The sequence below is a fragment of the Burkholderia sp. Bp9140 genome (genome assembly GCF_003853425.1).
GTDB lineage: Bacteria > Pseudomonadota > Gammaproteobacteria > Burkholderiales > Burkholderiaceae > Burkholderia.
Genome location: NZ_QTPQ01000003.1, coordinates 275,297 through 289,337, shown reverse-complemented (window position 1 = coordinate 289,337; position 14,041 = coordinate 275,297). Strand labels below are relative to the sequence as shown.

16 protein-coding genes and 2 pseudogenes are annotated in these 14,041 nt (G+C 63.7%); 8 read left to right on the top strand and 10 right to left on the bottom strand.

The window, feature by feature from the left end; genetic code table 11:
- Positions 1 to 76: 76 nt before the first annotated feature.
- Entirely contained in the window at positions 77 to 379 is a 303-nt protein-coding gene (locus DIE21_RS04555) for a hypothetical protein (RefSeq protein ID WP_124496430.1), read from the top strand.
- Between the two features lie 601 nt (positions 380 to 980).
- On the opposite strand, the gene DIE21_RS37095 is transcribed toward DIE21_RS04555, so the two are convergent.
- On the bottom strand, positions 981 to 1,136 hold the full coding sequence (locus tag DIE21_RS37095; protein WP_185642725.1) for a hypothetical protein: 156 nt from the start codon (positions 1,134 to 1,136) through the stop codon (positions 981 to 983).
- A 155-nt stretch (positions 1,137 to 1,291) separates the two neighbouring features.
- On the opposite strand from DIE21_RS37095, the gene DIE21_RS04550 reads away from it, so the two are divergent.
- The 3 genes from DIE21_RS04550 to DIE21_RS04540 all read left to right on the top strand — a co-directional run bounded on the left by DIE21_RS04550 (position 1,292) and on the right by DIE21_RS04540 (position 4,003).
- Complete coding sequence (locus DIE21_RS04550; protein ID WP_124496428.1) at positions 1,292 to 1,969, top strand: hypothetical protein; 678 nt, start codon at positions 1,292 to 1,294, stop codon at positions 1,967 to 1,969.
- A 196-nt stretch (positions 1,970 to 2,165) separates the two neighbouring features.
- Complete coding sequence (locus tag DIE21_RS04545) at positions 2,166 to 3,092, top strand: patatin-like phospholipase family protein (RefSeq protein WP_260432304.1); 927 nt, start codon at positions 2,166 to 2,168, stop codon at positions 3,090 to 3,092.
- Positions 3,093 to 3,106: 14 nt separating this feature from the next.
- The gene (locus DIE21_RS04540) at positions 3,107 to 4,003 is read left to right on the top strand and encodes a nucleotidyltransferase (protein ID WP_124496424.1); all 897 of its coding nucleotides are present in this window, start codon (positions 3,107 to 3,109) and stop codon (positions 4,001 to 4,003) included.
- Positions 4,004 to 4,476: 473 nt separating this feature from the next.
- On the opposite strand, the pseudogene DIE21_RS04535 reads toward DIE21_RS04540, so the two are convergent.
- A pseudogene (locus tag DIE21_RS04535) lies at positions 4,477 to 4,998 on the bottom strand (mechanosensitive ion channel family protein); the annotation flags it as partial.
- 364 nt (positions 4,999 to 5,362) lie between these two features.
- Here DIE21_RS04535 and DIE21_RS04530 point away from each other — a divergent pair.
- A pseudogene (locus tag DIE21_RS04530) lies at positions 5,363 to 5,752 on the top strand (sodium-independent anion transporter); the annotation flags it as partial.
- Between the two features lie 18 nt (positions 5,753 to 5,770).
- Here the strand turns inward: DIE21_RS04530 and DIE21_RS04525 are convergent.
- Complete coding sequence (locus DIE21_RS04525; protein WP_124496422.1) at positions 5,771 to 6,646, bottom strand: LysR substrate-binding domain-containing protein; 876 nt, start codon at positions 6,644 to 6,646, stop codon at positions 5,771 to 5,773.
- A gap of 95 nt (positions 6,647 to 6,741) precedes the next feature.
- Here DIE21_RS04525 and DIE21_RS04520 point away from each other — a divergent pair, with 95 nt between their 5' ends.
- The gene (locus tag DIE21_RS04520; protein ID WP_124496420.1) at positions 6,742 to 7,341 is read left to right on the top strand and encodes a LysE family translocator; all 600 of its coding nucleotides are present in this window, start codon (positions 6,742 to 6,744) and stop codon (positions 7,339 to 7,341) included.
- Between the two features lie 31 nt (positions 7,342 to 7,372).
- Here the strand turns inward: DIE21_RS04520 and DIE21_RS04515 are convergent, their stop codons facing one another.
- From DIE21_RS04515 to DIE21_RS04490, 6 genes are all read right to left on the bottom strand, one after another.
- On the bottom strand, positions 7,373 to 8,803 hold the full coding sequence (locus DIE21_RS04515) for a DHA2 family efflux MFS transporter permease subunit (protein ID WP_409364614.1): 1,431 nt from the start codon (positions 8,801 to 8,803) through the stop codon (positions 7,373 to 7,375).
- A 20-nt stretch (positions 8,804 to 8,823) separates the two neighbouring features.
- On the bottom strand, positions 8,824 to 9,387 hold the full coding sequence (locus DIE21_RS04510) for an isochorismatase family protein (RefSeq protein ID WP_124496416.1): 564 nt from the start codon (positions 9,385 to 9,387) through the stop codon (positions 8,824 to 8,826).
- Positions 9,388 to 9,457: 70 nt separating this feature from the next.
- A complete protein-coding gene (locus DIE21_RS04505; RefSeq protein WP_124496414.1) occupies positions 9,458 to 9,913 on the bottom strand; it encodes a MarR family winged helix-turn-helix transcriptional regulator in 456 nt (151 codons plus the stop codon).
- Positions 9,914 to 10,078: 165 nt separating this feature from the next.
- Positions 10,079 to 10,315, bottom strand: a complete 237-nt coding sequence (locus DIE21_RS04500) for a hypothetical protein (RefSeq protein WP_124496412.1) — start codon at positions 10,313 to 10,315, stop codon at positions 10,079 to 10,081.
- 46 nt (positions 10,316 to 10,361) lie between these two features.
- The gene (locus DIE21_RS04495) at positions 10,362 to 11,441 is read right to left on the bottom strand and encodes a serine hydrolase (RefSeq protein WP_124496410.1); all 1,080 of its coding nucleotides are present in this window, start codon (positions 11,439 to 11,441) and stop codon (positions 10,362 to 10,364) included.
- Between the two features lie 197 nt (positions 11,442 to 11,638).
- Positions 11,639 to 11,875 carry a hypothetical protein gene (locus tag DIE21_RS04490; protein ID WP_260432300.1) on the bottom strand — a complete coding sequence of 79 codons (237 nt, stop codon included), beginning with the start codon at positions 11,873 to 11,875 and terminating at the stop codon, positions 11,639 to 11,641.
- A 93-nt stretch (positions 11,876 to 11,968) separates the two neighbouring features.
- On the opposite strand from DIE21_RS04490, the gene DIE21_RS04485 reads away from it, so the two are divergent.
- Entirely contained in the window at positions 11,969 to 12,844 is an 876-nt protein-coding gene (locus tag DIE21_RS04485; RefSeq protein WP_124496406.1) for a LysR family transcriptional regulator, read from the top strand.
- Positions 12,845 to 12,915: 71 nt separating this feature from the next.
- Complete coding sequence (locus DIE21_RS04480; protein ID WP_124496404.1) at positions 12,916 to 13,200, top strand: transcriptional regulator; 285 nt, start codon at positions 12,916 to 12,918, stop codon at positions 13,198 to 13,200.
- A 72-nt stretch (positions 13,201 to 13,272) separates the two neighbouring features.
- Here DIE21_RS04480 and DIE21_RS04475 read toward each other — a convergent pair whose 3' ends face one another.
- Complete coding sequence (locus tag DIE21_RS04475) at positions 13,273 to 14,016, bottom strand: transporter (RefSeq protein ID WP_124496402.1); 744 nt, start codon at positions 14,014 to 14,016, stop codon at positions 13,273 to 13,275.
- Positions 14,017 to 14,041 lie beyond the last annotated feature (25 nt).

The following is a 14,041-nucleotide window of genomic DNA, read 5'->3' as shown; positions in this document are numbered from 1 at the left end:
GCCACGCGAGTTTCGCCAGCAAGAAAATTCGCTAACCTAAGCGTGACTGCGTGTCCGGTCATGCAGGGGCAAGTCCATGTACCACGCCGACATGAACGCGCTACGCCTAGGACAGTTTACCGATCTGGCCGTTCTCGCCGAGACGCAGCGCCATCTGGACGCGACTTACAACGATCAAGAGTGGGCGAGAAAACTAGTCGTCCCCGATGGCAGTCGTCGAATCTTCGACAACGAAAAAAAGTGGCGCTGGCTTTTGAATTTGTCGCTTGAGATCGACGAACTCCTCAACAACGTTTATAGCGAAGTCGCTGCCGGACAGCGTGACCCAAATCGGCCGCTAGGGGACAAGCGCAATGTGGTTAAGGCGACGTCTATCTGAACCAAGCAAGCGTTGGGTCGATTTGGGCTCGCAACCAGGATTATGCGTTGTAAGTTCGACGTCATCTGACGACGGTCGATCGGGATCAGGCAAGCGGTGAGCGAGCGGCACTTGCCTGACGATCGCTAATTTGCGTGCGACGGATCAGGCGCGCGTCGGCAGTGTCACGACCGTAATCGTCCTGATGCATGCGCGTCAGGACCAGTAGATACTCGAACCCATCGGCACTCCTTCGACTTAACGACTCTGAAACGCGTAAATTCCAACTGCAGGCTGATGGAAAGGGGGGCGCCTGATGGGCCATGCAGTTCACACGACCAATCGATATCAAAATTCAGCCCTTCCTGACTCGCGCGAATTCTCCACCTCAAGCTTGCAGCCCGTTAGAATGGTTGCGTTACACGCGACCGGTAGATGGCTGGCTGTACCCTCGAGTTCCCCCTATACCATGTCACTCCATACAGATTTTGCGTTCGATCTTCTAGAGGCGGTGAGGGGTATCGCTCCCGACGATTTTAATGGTCTCGGAATCCTCTTTTACCTCGGTCCTCTACGTCTGCCAGTCGTTCCCCTTGGTGACCAGACTTTGTTCGATCCTGCGCTACCGGTCGCCGGATTCCAGCACATTGCCCGAGTTCTCGCCGCCATCTCGACTGTCGCGTCCGTTTGGCATGATGGTTTTCACCTTATTGATGTCAAGACGACCCACTTGACGCACGTTTCCCAGTTCTTTGCCCCACCGATCGAAATTCTTCAAGCTTCGGCGCCTCGAGGTGCGCCGATGGGAGCTCGACAATTGGCAGCTGTCGCAGGCTCCCGAATGGATACGGTTGCTTGTACTGGGCTGTTGAGCAAAAGTGCCGATCCAATCGTCTTTTCCGGTGGTGTTCGCGTAGGACGGCGGGGGGAGTGATGGAAAACTTCACGCTTACAGAACAGCAGTTCAATCTGTTGAAGAAATCTTTTGCCGCGACTGTGGTGTTGCTCGCTGGGGCGGTCGCCTTGATTAACATCCACTTCTTTCAAGCCCCAGTGAACATAACGAGCCTATTTCGTTGGTTCACGACAGGCTTGTCCATGGCGTCTCTCTTGTTCGTCATTTTCTACAAATGGGCGTGGCGCATTGGCCCACTGCCAGCGTGGAGTGGGCGGCCACTGCTCCAAGGTGTATGGGTTGGATCCCTGACTTCTGACTACGGTCAAGCTGCCGGTACCCCACCGCTCACGTTACCCATCGTTTTCGTCATTAGGCAGACGTACCTGACACTATCGCTTCAAAGTTTCACACAGAGTCAGACTGGAGACTCGAGAGTGGAAGCAATCATTCGAAACGCGCGCAACAACGCGACGCGCCTCGCGTATGTTTTCGAGTTAAAAAATGAATATCCCGGTGCTCGAAAATTGGTAAATGGCGCTGGCGACCTCGAGCTACTCGCTGGAGATACGATACTTAAAGGTAGTTATTGGACCAGTAGCCCGACTCACGGTTCGTTAATCATGCAGCGCGTGTCGACACGCCCGGACGAGATAAAGCGATTTGAAGATGCTACTCAAAAGTGGCCGTTGGGCACGCTGTGGCGTGTGAAATGAGACCTACTGCCAGTCGCGAAATGCCTTCTTGATCGATTATGCGGTTTCCATGGGAGCATTGCTTGGTTGCGCATGACTCTATAGGCGTACTGAGGCGTAACGGAATTTCAAGGTCCTTGGCACCATCGGGACGGTCTGTTTGAAGGCCGGATGGCAGACGTGGATGCGGTGGCGAATGATGACCAAGAGGAGGCGTATGTCCGATAATCTTTTTCGAGTACTCTGCCTCGACGGCGGCGGAGCTAAAGGGTTTTACACTCTTGGCATCCTCCGTGAGATCGAGGCGATGATAGGAGCGCCTCTTTACGAGCGATTCGACCTGATCTTCGGTACGAGTACCGGATCGATCATCACTGCCATGCTTGCCTTAGGAAAGACCGTTCCTGAAATCATCGCGCTTTACCAAGATCATGTGCCTACGGTCATGAAGAACCAGAACGCAGATGGCAGATCAGGAGCACTAGCCGACCTGTCAACGACCATCTTCGGCGATACGATGTTCACCGACGTGAAAACGAGTATCGGCATTGTCGCCACGAAATGGGTACTCGAGAAACCGATGATTTTTAAGGCGCATATCGGGCAGGCACACGGAATGAAAGGTTCATTCGTGCCTGGATTTGGGGTGAAGCTCGGTGACGCAGTTCAAGCCTCTTGCTCGGCGTATCCATATTTCAATCGTAAGACGGTTGTTACGAGCAGCGGCGATAACATAGAGTTGATTGATGGGGGGTTCTGTGCAAACAATCCGACGCTTTACGCCATCGCCGATGCGACAGTTGCATTGGGAGTTCAGCCCGAAAACATCCGTGTTGTGAGTCTTGGCTGCGGCAACTATCCACCTCCACCGGTGAACTGGTGGACGGTGGACTACTGGAAGCAGAAGACTCCGGGAGTTCAGCTTCTGCAAAAAACGCTGGAGATCAATACGCAGTCAATGGATCAGCTTCGGGTGATTCTCTACAAGCATATCCAGACGATTCGCATTAGCCAGTCTTTCTCTGAACCTGCGATGGCGGCCGATCTCTTCGAGCACGACTTGAAGAAACTTAACGTGCTTACGCAGCGCGGGGTGCAGTCATTCGCAGAGCACGAGCAAGTGCTCCAAGCTTTTCTTCTCTGAAGGGGGTAGAGCAGATGGCAATTCCGGAATCACAGCTTGAAACATGGTCCCATCAAGGATCGGTCACGCAGTCTGCCCAAACGTATGGCACGATCCAGGACGCGTTAAATGACAGTAACTCGCCATACTACGCGAAGGACTTTTCGATCTTTCTCCAAGGGTCGTATGGTAACGACACGAACGTGTACCGGGACAGCGATGTCGATGTCGTAATCCGCCTTAACCAGACTTACTATGCGGACACCAACTCGCTAGAGCCCGACGCGAAGGCAAACTACGACAATGCATTCAGTTTGGCCACGTACACGTATGCGGAATTCAAGGCAGACGTCCTCGCATGGCTACAGAAGAAGTTTGGCGCAGATGTGGTGCCCGGGAAAAAGGCAATCTTTATTAAGGGCAATGGCACTCGCCGTGATGCGGACGTGATCGTTTGTTCGCAACACCGGAGGTACCGAGCTGCGAGCACTGGTGTGGATGCCCAGTATGACGAGGGCATTATTCTATGGGCAAGTGACGGTGCAGAGATCATCAACTTTCCGAAGCAGCATTCGGCGAACTGCATGGAAAAACACCAAAACACGAGCTCGCAGTTCAAGCGCATAGTCCGTGTTTACAAGAATATGCGAAACCGCATGATCGACGGCGGGTACATTGAGGATGGCATAGCTCCCTCGTATTTTCTTGAGGGGATGTTGTGGAATGTCCCAAATGACAAATTCGTCCAGAGCTACGAGGAATCGTTCGTTAACACTTTCAACTGGGTACTAAACGCAGACAAGACGCAGCTCGCGTGCGCGAACGATCTGCACTGGCTCGTGCGCGATTATGCCAACGTCTGTTGGTCGACGTCGGACTTCTACGCGTACCTCGCGGCTGTAACGAAGTACTGGAATGATTGGAAAACCTAGACGAAAACCCCTCATAAGCAGCGATGCTCTAGAAAACGGTGATGGTGGAGCTAATTCGAAAGCACAACTTAAACGGCATGTCACCGTGCCGATTTTGCTCGATTGGATTTGCGGTTGCCGGTAGCACCAAGAGATCGCATTGGGCATTGTTCTTTGCGTATACCTTCGGCACGATGACGAGCATCCCGTTAGTCTGGGCTCGCCAAGTTTCCATTGTGACCGAATAGGGCGCTTACATTGACGGGGAAATAGGGCTAGTAACCCTCGGTAGGTGGGCTCAAGTTCGATTGGATCGTTGCCGGTAAGCGGTACGAGACTGCCGTAGAGGTCTGTTGATCTTGGAAGTTTGATGGTTGAAAAGCGTCGAACTGGGAAGATTTATGGCTAATCCAGACCTCAATGGGACTGGTTCCGGGCTGTATTTTTTGCCAAGCCTGGCAGTTATATGGTTGTTGCAACGGAAGCCAATCGAGTTCCTCCACAATCAGCATCAGCACCGCCGACATCGCGCCGATGCCCGACAGCAGCAGCCCGATCTGCTTGCCGGTCGCGTCGCCGATCACGACCAGCGCGGCCGTGATGAACATCACCAGCTTGACGAGCTGCATCGCGCCTTTCAGCGACAGGCGCGGCTGGTCGCGATGGCTCGTGCGATGCGTGTGTTCGAGCGCGGACAGCGTCGCGCTGATCGTCATCGACAACAGGAATACGGTCAGCGCGAACAGCACCTTGTCGACGGCCTGCGCGGCCACGGCCGGGATGCCGGGCACCGCGGCGAGCCCGAGCTTGATCACGACGAACGGGACGATGCGGTTCAGCCACCTGAATGCGCCGAACTCGAACAGCGCGTCGTCGATGCGGGTGGCCGACAGCCGCGCGAGGCGCGCGACCACGCGAAACAGCAGGAAATGGACGGCGGCCGTGATCGCGCCGGCGGCGGCGAGCAGGATGAGGAGGCCGACGAGCGGCGCAAACCAGGATTCGTTCAGGGTCATAAGAGCAGGCAGGGTCCTTCTCGTGCGTTGAATCTGCGCCGCGATGCGGCGCGCGCCCGGTGAAGGGCACATGAAAGGGACCGTGATTGTGCCATCGGGTTCCGGCCGGATGCCGCGAATGCGTGACGCACGGCTCCCGAACATCCTCACCGTTGCGTGGACATTCCTCGTGTTCATGCCGCGCAACACACTGTGCACTTGCCACGCAATGCCCGCTCGGGGCACGATGCACGAACGGCTTTGCGCATCCCGTTTCCCCGTTATTCACGTCATCCACGCATTTCACGCATTTACGCATGCAAGATTCCAACGAAAGCCTGCCGTCACGCGTACCGCTGCTGAAGGGTGTTCTGCCGATTCGCCGGGCCGCGGCGATCCGCGACGCGTTCGCCGGCATCTCGCTTGCGTCGATGGATATCCCTCAGGTGCTCGGCTATGCGCGCATAGCCGGCATGCCGGCCGTGACGGGCTCGTCGATGCGTCGCCGGTTCCGCTGTGCTGGTTCGTCGTCGATGCGGGCGCGATCACCGATCTCGATTACTCGGCCGCGCGCACGATCACCGATCTCGTCAAGGCGCTGCACGCGCGCCGGATCGGCGTGCTGTTCGGGCGCGTGAACCGCTATCTGCACGCGGACATGGCGCGTCACCGGATCACGGAGATCGTCGGCGCGTCGTGCATCTTCCCGACGCTGCACCAGGCGCTGGAAGCGGCGGGCGTGACGTCGGCGCAGCAGGACCCGGGGGGCGTGTAGCCGGCAGCGGAAAGAACGCTAGGCGGCTGCGCGCACGCGCGCGAAGCCGTTGCGCAGGTGGCGGGCCAGTTCCGCTGCGGCCGGCGCGTGCTGGCCGCGCGGCAGATGGAGATTGATCGCGAAGTTCGGCAGGGCGGGCAGGCCGCTGTCGGCCGGCAGGATGTCGAGATCGGCCGGCACGGTGGACGCGAGCCAGACGGTCACCGCGAGATCGGAGCGCACGGTCGCGGCCGTTGCGTCGATGCTGCCGTTCTCGAACACGGTGCGCCACGCGCGATCGCATGCACGCAGCGCGTCGAGCACGGTCGGGCGGAACGCGCAGGTCTGGGCGACCATCGACACGGGCAGCGGCGTGCGCAGGTGTGCGGTGCCGCCTTTCGCTCCAACCCAGACCAGACGGTCGACGGCGATGCATTCGCCGCGCGACGGCCCGACCGGCGCCTCGATCAATGCGACATCGATCTCGCCCTGCCTGAGCGCCTTGCGCAGTTCCGGCGACGCCGCGCACACGAGCGACAGCGCGACGTGCGGATGCGCGTGCGCATAGCCTTTCAGGATCGGCGCGAGGCAGCTGCCGACGAGATCCTGGGGCGCGCCGATGCGCACGGCGCCTTCCAGCGCACCGGCCGTCATGTCGGTCAGCAGCGCGTCGTGCGCGGCGAGCAGCCGGCGCGCCTGCCCGAGCATCCGCTCGCCGTCGGCCGTGAGCAGCAGGTTGCGATGCTCGCGCACGAACAACGGGCCGGACAGCGTTTCGAGCCGCGCGACCTGCTGACTGACCGCGCCTTGCGTGAGGTGCAGTGCGCGGCCCGCCGCCGTCATGCTGCCGTGATCGGCGACCGTGACGAAGGCGCGAAGCAGGGCGATGTCGAGGTTGCGTACCATGGGTCGCATTATGATCGCTAATGACAGGCATAAAAAGCTTTCGCTGTCGTAATGGCGGGATCGCGGGTAAAACGAGGCTTCGACGACGCCGACCGGGAGCCCGCGTGCCGCTTCAAGACTACTTGCCGCTGATGCTTTTCGTGATCGTGTCCACGGTGACGCCGGGTGGCGCGACGACGCTTGCAACGGCGTCGGGCGCGCATTTCGGCTATCGGCGTTCGTTGCCGATGATGGCGGGCATCGCGGCCGGCCTGGCATCGATGGCGGCGGCCGCCGCCGCCGGGCTCGGCAGCGTATTGCTCGCGGTGCCTGCGCTGCAGCTCGGGATGAAGGGTCTCGGCTCGCTGTATCTGCTGTGGCTGGCCATGCGCATCGCGCGCGGCGGCAAGCCCGGACACGCCGCTGCCGTGCACCGGCCGCAAGGGTTCGTCAGCGGCGTATGGATGCTGTGGCACAACCCGAAGGGCTGGGCGATGACGCTCGGCGCGGCCGCGTCGTTCGCCGCGCTCGCGTCCGGACCCGTGAGGCTCGGCGCCTTGCTCGGGCTCGCGTTCGGCGTGGCGGCGATGGCATCGCTGTCGCTCTGGTGTTGTGCCGGCCTGCTGTTCGCGCGCGTGCTGCGCACGGAGCGGCAGTGGCGTTGCGTGAATGCCGGGTTGGGCGTCCTGCTCGCGGCGTCGATCGTGCCGATGTGGTTGCGATAGCGACGCTGCGCGCGCGGCGCAGGCGCGCCATTCAGCGCGAACCGACTCGCGCGGCTCCTGTCGGCCGTTCGCCCGCGCCGCTGGACCATCGCGGCAGCCGCAACGTCGTCACGACGCTCGCCGCATGCAGCGCGCAAAGCAGGCCGAACGCCCACGCATACGCGGCCCCGTGCGAGCCGCTCGTCGTTGCCGATTCGACCTGCAGCCGCCACGCGAGAAACAGCGTGCACGTCGTGGTGAACGTCGGGCCGCCGAGACGCGCGACGATATTGAGCGACGTCGTCGCCATCGGCAGGTTGCGCCGCTCGACCGACGCATACGCGGCGGAAATCGACGGGGCGCCGATCGCGCTCTGGCCCATCCCGCGCAGAAACAGTGCGGGCACCAGCACGTAGGGATCGAAGCCGGCCAGCGCGAGATACACGAACGGCAGCGTCGCGACGAACGCGAGCATCGCGCCGGCGGCGGCCAGCCGGCGCACGCCGAACCGGCTCGTCAGCGCACCCATCGACGGAAAGGTGACGAGCATGCCGAGCCCGAGCGGCGCCAGCAGCCAGCCCATCTCGCCGGGCGAGCGGCCGCACGCTTCGATCAGGAACACGGGAATCAGCATCTGGCCCGCGTAGATCGCGCCGTTCGACAGGAACTGGGTGGCGGCGGCCGCGCCGAACACGCGCGAGCGAAACAGCGCGAGGTCGATCAGCGCATGCTCGCCCTGGCGCCGCGCGACGCGCAGGAACGCAGCGAGCAGCAGCACGGAAACCGCGATCGCGGCGATACCCGGCACGGCGTTGATCCGCTCCGCGCCGTACAGGAACAGCACGAGCGCGGGTGACAGCAGCGCGAGGCCGACCCAGTCGAGCTCGCGCCGCTGCGTTTCCTCGCGGTCGCCGGGCAGGAACCACGCGGCCAGCGCGAGCGCCAGCGCGCCGACCGGCAGGTTCACGAGAAAGAGCCAGCGCCACGACGCGTGCTGCAGGATCGCGCCGGCGACGACCGGGCCCAGGATCGGCGCGAGCAGCACGGGCACCGCCGCATAGCCGATCACGCGCGCCATCTGCTGGCCGGCCACGCGTGCGATCATCATCTGCGCCATCGGCGCGAGCAGCCCGCCGCTGACGCCTTGCAGCACGCGGAACGCGATCAGCGACGGCGCGGACCACGCGAGCCCGCACAGCGCCGACGTCAGCGTGAACCCGGACAGACTCCACAGGTACAGCGCCTTCGCGCCGATGCGGTCGACCAGCCAGCCGTTCAGCGGCAACACCAGCGTGAGCGCGAGCAGGTAGCCGCTCGTCACCCACTGGATCGTCGACAGGCTCGCGTGCAGGTCGGTCGCGAGGCTCGACAGCGACACGTTGACGATCGTCGCGTCGAGCTGCGACAGCAGCGAGCCGAGCGTCGCGACCGCGCTGACTTTCCAGATCGACGGATCGAGCCGGCCGGCCGCAGGGCCAGGCATCGGCCGAGCGCACTTGTCGCTCACGCGCCGCACCGGTCGAGCAGTGCGAGGATCTCTTGCGTCGAACCCGTCTCGCCGAGACGCGGGAACAGCCGTTCGACGCTGTTCGTGTGCGCGTCCGCGTCGAGGTCGGTCATCGCGTCTACCGCGAGCGTCACGTTGTAGCCGAGTTCGTGCGCCTGCCGGGCCGTCGATTCGACGCCGATGCTGGTCGCGATGCCGGTCAGCACGATCTGCGTGACACCGGCCGCTTTCAGGTAGGCGTCGAGATCGGTGCCGGTGAACGCGCCCCAGGTTTGCTTCGTCACGGCGTGGTCGCCCTGCTGGCGGTTCAGTTCGGGCACGAGGTCGGCCCAGTCGGCGGGAAGGGCATCCAGGCGCGCTTGCTTGTGCGTACGGCCCGGCGCGCCGCCGTCGACATTGACGAGTACGACCGGCAGGCCGCGGCCGCGGAATGCGTCGAGCAGTGCGCGCGTGCGCTCGACCACCGGAGCGACCGGGTGGGAAGTGGGCAGCGCGACGATGCCTTTTTGCAGGTCGATGACGACGAGCGCCGTGCGGGTGTCGAGACGGGTTGGGCTCATGGTGTCGATGCTCCGTGAATTGGGCAAAGGGAAGCGTGCGCGTGGATGCCGCGTCGCACGCCGGCGGAGGTCATTGCTCGCCGATGCGCCGGATCAGCGGAATCGCGGCAGCGAGCGTGCGGATGTCTTCGGGGTCGAGCTGCCCGATCGCGGCGCCGAGCCACTTGTGCTTTGCGGTGTTGCGCTTGCGCTGTGCTTCCAGGCCGGCCGCGGTCAGCAGGAACAGGATCTGGCGGCCGTCGGTCGGGTGCGGCTCACGTTCGACGAGCCCGTCTTCCTCGAGGCTCGCGAGAATTGCCTTCATCGACTGCGGCTTCATCGCCTCCGCGCGGGCGAGATCGGCGGTCGTCATCGGGCCCTGTCGTTCGAGCCGCGCGAGCGCGCTCATCTGCGACATGCCGAGCCCTTCGGACTCGATCTCGGAGCGCAGCCGGCGGATCAGTTGACCGACCGCGAGGGTCAGATCGGCGGCGACGGTGTCGGCGGAAACGCCGGATGTGCGGGGTGGTGTCATGCGGAGGATCATAGAATATGACAGTTAAACTTGCAAGTTTAACTGTCTAGTTGGGCGGTGATGTGCGACGTGCGACTCGTCGGTTCGTCGGTTCGTCGGTGCGCTCGGGTGAGCGGAACAGCGGCCGGTGGCGCGCAACCGCCGGCTTGCGAGATGCCGACGGTGTGCGGCGGGGCGCTACGCGCGGCGCGGCGACGGAACCCGCACGACGTCGTTGTACGTCGGCGATGCATCCTCGTGCAGCAGGTCGCCGAGATATTGCGCGAGTTCGTCCGCGGCGAGCGCGGGCGGAATCTGCAGGTTGGCCGGCCGCCGCTTGCCTTCGGTGCCGAGATCGAACACCGCCCAGCGGCCGTTCGTACGCACGACGGCGAGCAGGCGTCCGAACGCGTTGAAACGGTATTCGTCCTGCATGGCTTCGCTCCTTCGTCGATGAGCGCGCCGGTCGCGCGCGTCGGGTTTACTGGATCGAGCAGGCCAGCCAGCGATGGATCTTCAGCGCGTCGCTCGACACGCCGGCGCGCGTCGGTGCGCCGAGCAGCACGACCGTTTCGCGGCGGCCGTTCACGCGCATGCGCATCACGACGCCGTGCCCCGATTCGTTGATGAAGCCGGTTTTCTGCAGCCGGATCGGCAGGCGGCCATGGCGGACGAGCGGATCGGAGTTCACATACAGCAGTTCGCCGTCACCGGCCTGCACGGTGGTCGACGTGTCCGTCGAGAAATAGCGGATCAGCGGATCCTGCGCGGCCGCGCCGACGAGCCGCGCGAGATCCTCGGCGGTCGACACGTTGTGCGGCGACAGCCCGGTCGGTTCGCGGAAATGCGTATGACGCATCCCGAGCCGGCGCGCTTCGCGGTTCATCGCCTTCACGAACGCGGCGCGCCCGCCCGGATAGTCGCGGCTCAGCGCGGCGGCCGCGCGATTCTCCGACGACATCAGCGCGATATGGAACATCTGGCGGCGCGACAGTTCGGCGCCGATCGGCAGCCGCGAACCGGTGAACTTGATCGTATCGCGATCACGTGAGGTGACGCGCAGCACGCCGTTCAGCGGCCGGTCCGCGTCGCGCGCGACGACGGCGGTCATCAGCTTCGAGATCGACGCGATCGGCCGCACGGTGCGTGCGTTGCGCGCCAGCAGCGGCGTGCCGGAGTCGACGTCGAGCACGTAGGCCGCGCGTGAGTGCAGCGAGCGCACCGCGTGCGGGCTGTAGCCGCAGCTCGCGAGCAGGCGCGGCTTCGCGGCGGGGCGCGGGCGAACCGCGTCCGTGCGTTTCGCGCGCCGATGCTGCGGCGCGGGTGCCGCGTGATGCCTGACCGCATGATGCTTGACGCGCGGGCGGCGGTGCTTGACGGCCTTGTTCTTGCGGTGGGCGGGCTTCTTCTTGACGACGTTCGCATGCGCTTGCGGCGACGCGGTGCGATGCGGCTGCGCGCGCTGCGCGGACGCGTTCGTTGCGAACGCGAGTGTCAGGAACGAGAGGGCGATGATCAGGGTGGTCCGGGCGCGAGGCAGGCGCGCGATGAGGCCGGTCAAGCGAAAGTCTCCTTTTCACGCGCGTTGCGGCGGCGCGAAACGCGTGGGCGGTCAGCGGGTGCGGGAAATTATAAGGTCGATCGCGTGGCGATGACGATCGATGTGTGCGCAATGGTGCGTGATGCGGGCGGATTCCTGCTGTTTTTTTGCGGATCGTCGAAGGTGCGCATTCGACGGAATGCGCTTGAGACGAAGGCTCAGCGCGGCCAGTTCCGCCGCGACACGACCGCGAAGCTGAGTGCGATCGAACCCGTGACGGCGCGCGGCGGCGCGTCGTCCAGCACATCGCCGAAGCGGAAGCGGCGGCTGCGTCCGTCGACGCGCGCGGCACGACGTTCGGGCACCGGCGCGTCGGACTCGGCACCGCTTTCGCCGGCGACCACCGTGTCGCACGACATATCGGTCAGGCACTCGGCCGCATGATCAAAGGGCATGACAGTGAATTCCGGGAGGGGCATGTCCGTATTGAACGTCATGCCGTTCGATCAGTAAAATGAATGTTTCGATCGATACGATTCCTTTAAAGAATGGAATTGAAACTGCTGCGAACCTTCCTGACGGTCACCGAGCTCAGCCATTTCAGCCGCGCGGCCGACGTGCTGCACATGAGCCAGCCGGCGCTGAGCAAGCAGATCGGTGCGCTCGAGGCGAGCCTCGGCGGCAAGCTGTTCGAGCGCGGGCGCCACGGTGCGGAGCTGACGCCGTTCGGCGAACGCTTCCTGCCCGACGCACAGGCGCTCGTGCGCGATGCGGACGAGATCCTCGCGCGTGCGCGGGAGGCGACCAGCGGACAACGCGGGCATCTGCGGCTAGGCATCTGCCTGTCCGTGCTGACGCTCGTGCCGAAACTCGTCGCGGAGTTCCGGCGCCGCAATCCGGGTATCGCGGTCACGCTGAGCGACCTGTCGTCGTCCGAACAGACACGCCGGCTGCGCGCCGGCAAGCTCGACGCCGGTTTCCTGCGTTTGCCGTCCGATGAAGGGCTGTCGTCGTTCAAGGTGATCGACGAGGGGCTCGCGCTCGCGGTGCCGCCGCACCTCGGCTTCAAGCGCGTGCCGGCCGATCTCGACGTGCTCAACGAGATCGGCTTCATCGCGCTGCAGCGCGCACGCGGCCCCGGGCTCGCCGCGCAGATCGACCGGTGGTGTGTCGAGCGGCGCTTCGTGCCGCAGGTCACGCAGCAGGCGGAGGACGTGCAATCGGTGCTCACGTCGGTCGCGGCCGGGGTTGGCGTCGCGTTCATTCCGTCGCGCGCGCAGTACCTGCTGCGCGACGCGACCGTCCTGCCGCTCGACGGCAGGGACGCGAAATGGCGCGTCGGGCTCGCGTGGCTGTCCGGCCGCGACGATCCCGTGACCACGCGTTTCGTGTCGTTCATGCGCGCGGCGCTCAGGGGCGCATAACGCGGCGTATAGTGTCCGCGATTGCAGTCTTCCCGAATCCCGGCCCGGCGCCGGCTCACGAACCCGAACCGATGACTTCCGAACCCGACGACTCTCCGCTCGATCCCGCGCTCGTTGCGACGCTCGCGACGCTGCACGAAGCCGCGACCGATCCGTCCGGCAAGGCATGGTCGCTGCCGAAGATCGCGAAGCGCACGCAATTGCCGATGAGCACGCTGCGCCGCGTGCTGACCCAGCTCGACGCCGCCGGCCTGAGCGCGACGACGCTGAACGAAGACGGCACCGGCAGCGCCGCATTGACCGAGGAGGGACGCGCCGTGTGCGCGCAACTGTTCGGCGCGCGCGACGCCCGATGAAACAACGGGCCGCCCGAAGGCGACCCGTCGCAAGGTGGTTCGACATGCGGCGTCGGCCGCATCTTCACGGCATCACCATCGCGCCGTCACCCCGCCCATGACGGAGTGACGGTAGGTCTGGTCGTTCAGCCCGCGCCGGTAGCCGATGTCGAGATCGAGCCAGCGCTTCGGCGAGTAGATCGCACCCGCGATCACGAACGCCGGATTCGCGCCGGCCGTGCTTTCGGTGTTGCGCGACATGCCGATGTCGGCCACGAGCTGTACCTTGTCGGTCGCCTTGTAGAGCGCCGCGGCCGACACGGCCCAGACCGAACGCAGGTCGCTCTGGCGGTTCGGCTGGTAGGCGAGGCCCGCATTCGCGAGCAGCGAGAAGCGCGCGACGTCGGCTTGCGCGAGCAGCGTCGCGCCGGTGCCGACGCGGCCCGTGCCGAGCCCGTGATCGTTGTTGCCGGTCGGCAGCGTCACCTTCGGTTTCAGCGCGAGCGACAGCGGCCCGCGTTCGACGAAGCGCCATTTCATGCCGATCTCGACATCGCCGATGCCCGCGCCGTTGTCGTCGGTCCGCGTTTGCAGATGCGTATAAGGCGCGTTCACGTAGAGATCGACGTGTTCGCCGAACCCGCGCGTGAGCGTCGCGTTCCACAACTGATGGCGGCCGTTTTCGTCCTGTTTCGAGGTTTCCTCGCCGTTGAACTCGACCTGCCAGTTCGCATTGCCCTGCGTACCCGTGTCGTCGCTGACGAGCGGATGGGCTGCGTACGCATCCAGCGGCGCGAGGAGGGCGCTCGCAGCCGCGAGCGGAAGCATTCTTTTCATGAAGTCACCCATGATGCGTCGTGGG

Coding starts and splice junctions, on each gene's coding strand:
- DIE21_RS04555 (WP_124496430.1), top strand. CDS start 77: ATGTACCACGCCGACATGAACGCGCTACGCCTAGGACAGTTTACCGAT.
- DIE21_RS04550 (WP_124496428.1), top strand. CDS start 1,292: ATGGAAAACTTCACGCTTACAGAACAGCAGTTCAATCTGTTGAAGAAA.
- DIE21_RS04545 (WP_260432304.1), top strand. CDS start 2,166: ATGTCCGATAATCTTTTTCGAGTACTCTGCCTCGACGGCGGCGGAGCT.
- DIE21_RS04540 (WP_124496424.1), top strand. CDS start 3,107: ATGGCAATTCCGGAATCACAGCTTGAAACATGGTCCCATCAAGGATCG.
- DIE21_RS04525 (WP_124496422.1), bottom strand. CDS start 6,646: ATGCGACCCATGGTACGCAACCTCGACATCGCCCTGCTTCGCGCCTTC.
- DIE21_RS04515 (WP_409364614.1), bottom strand. CDS start 8,803: ATGCCTGGCCCTGCGGCCGGCCGGCTCGATCCGTCGATCTGGAAAGTC.
- DIE21_RS04510 (WP_124496416.1), bottom strand. CDS start 9,387: ATGAGCCCAACCCGTCTCGACACCCGCACGGCGCTCGTCGTCATCGAC.
- DIE21_RS04505 (WP_124496414.1), bottom strand. CDS start 9,913: ATGATCCTCCGCATGACACCACCCCGCACATCCGGCGTTTCCGCCGAC.
- DIE21_RS04500 (WP_124496412.1), bottom strand. CDS start 10,315: ATGCAGGACGAATACCGTTTCAACGCGTTCGGACGCCTGCTCGCCGTC.
- DIE21_RS04490 (WP_260432300.1), bottom strand. CDS start 11,875: ATGCCCTTTGATCATGCGGCCGAGTGCCTGACCGATATGTCGTGCGAC.
- DIE21_RS04485 (WP_124496406.1), top strand. CDS start 11,969: ATGGAATTGAAACTGCTGCGAACCTTCCTGACGGTCACCGAGCTCAGC.
- DIE21_RS04480 (WP_124496404.1), top strand. CDS start 12,916: ATGACTTCCGAACCCGACGACTCTCCGCTCGATCCCGCGCTCGTTGCG.
- DIE21_RS04475 (WP_124496402.1), bottom strand. CDS start 14,016: ATGAAAAGAATGCTTCCGCTCGCGGCTGCGAGCGCCCTCCTCGCGCCG.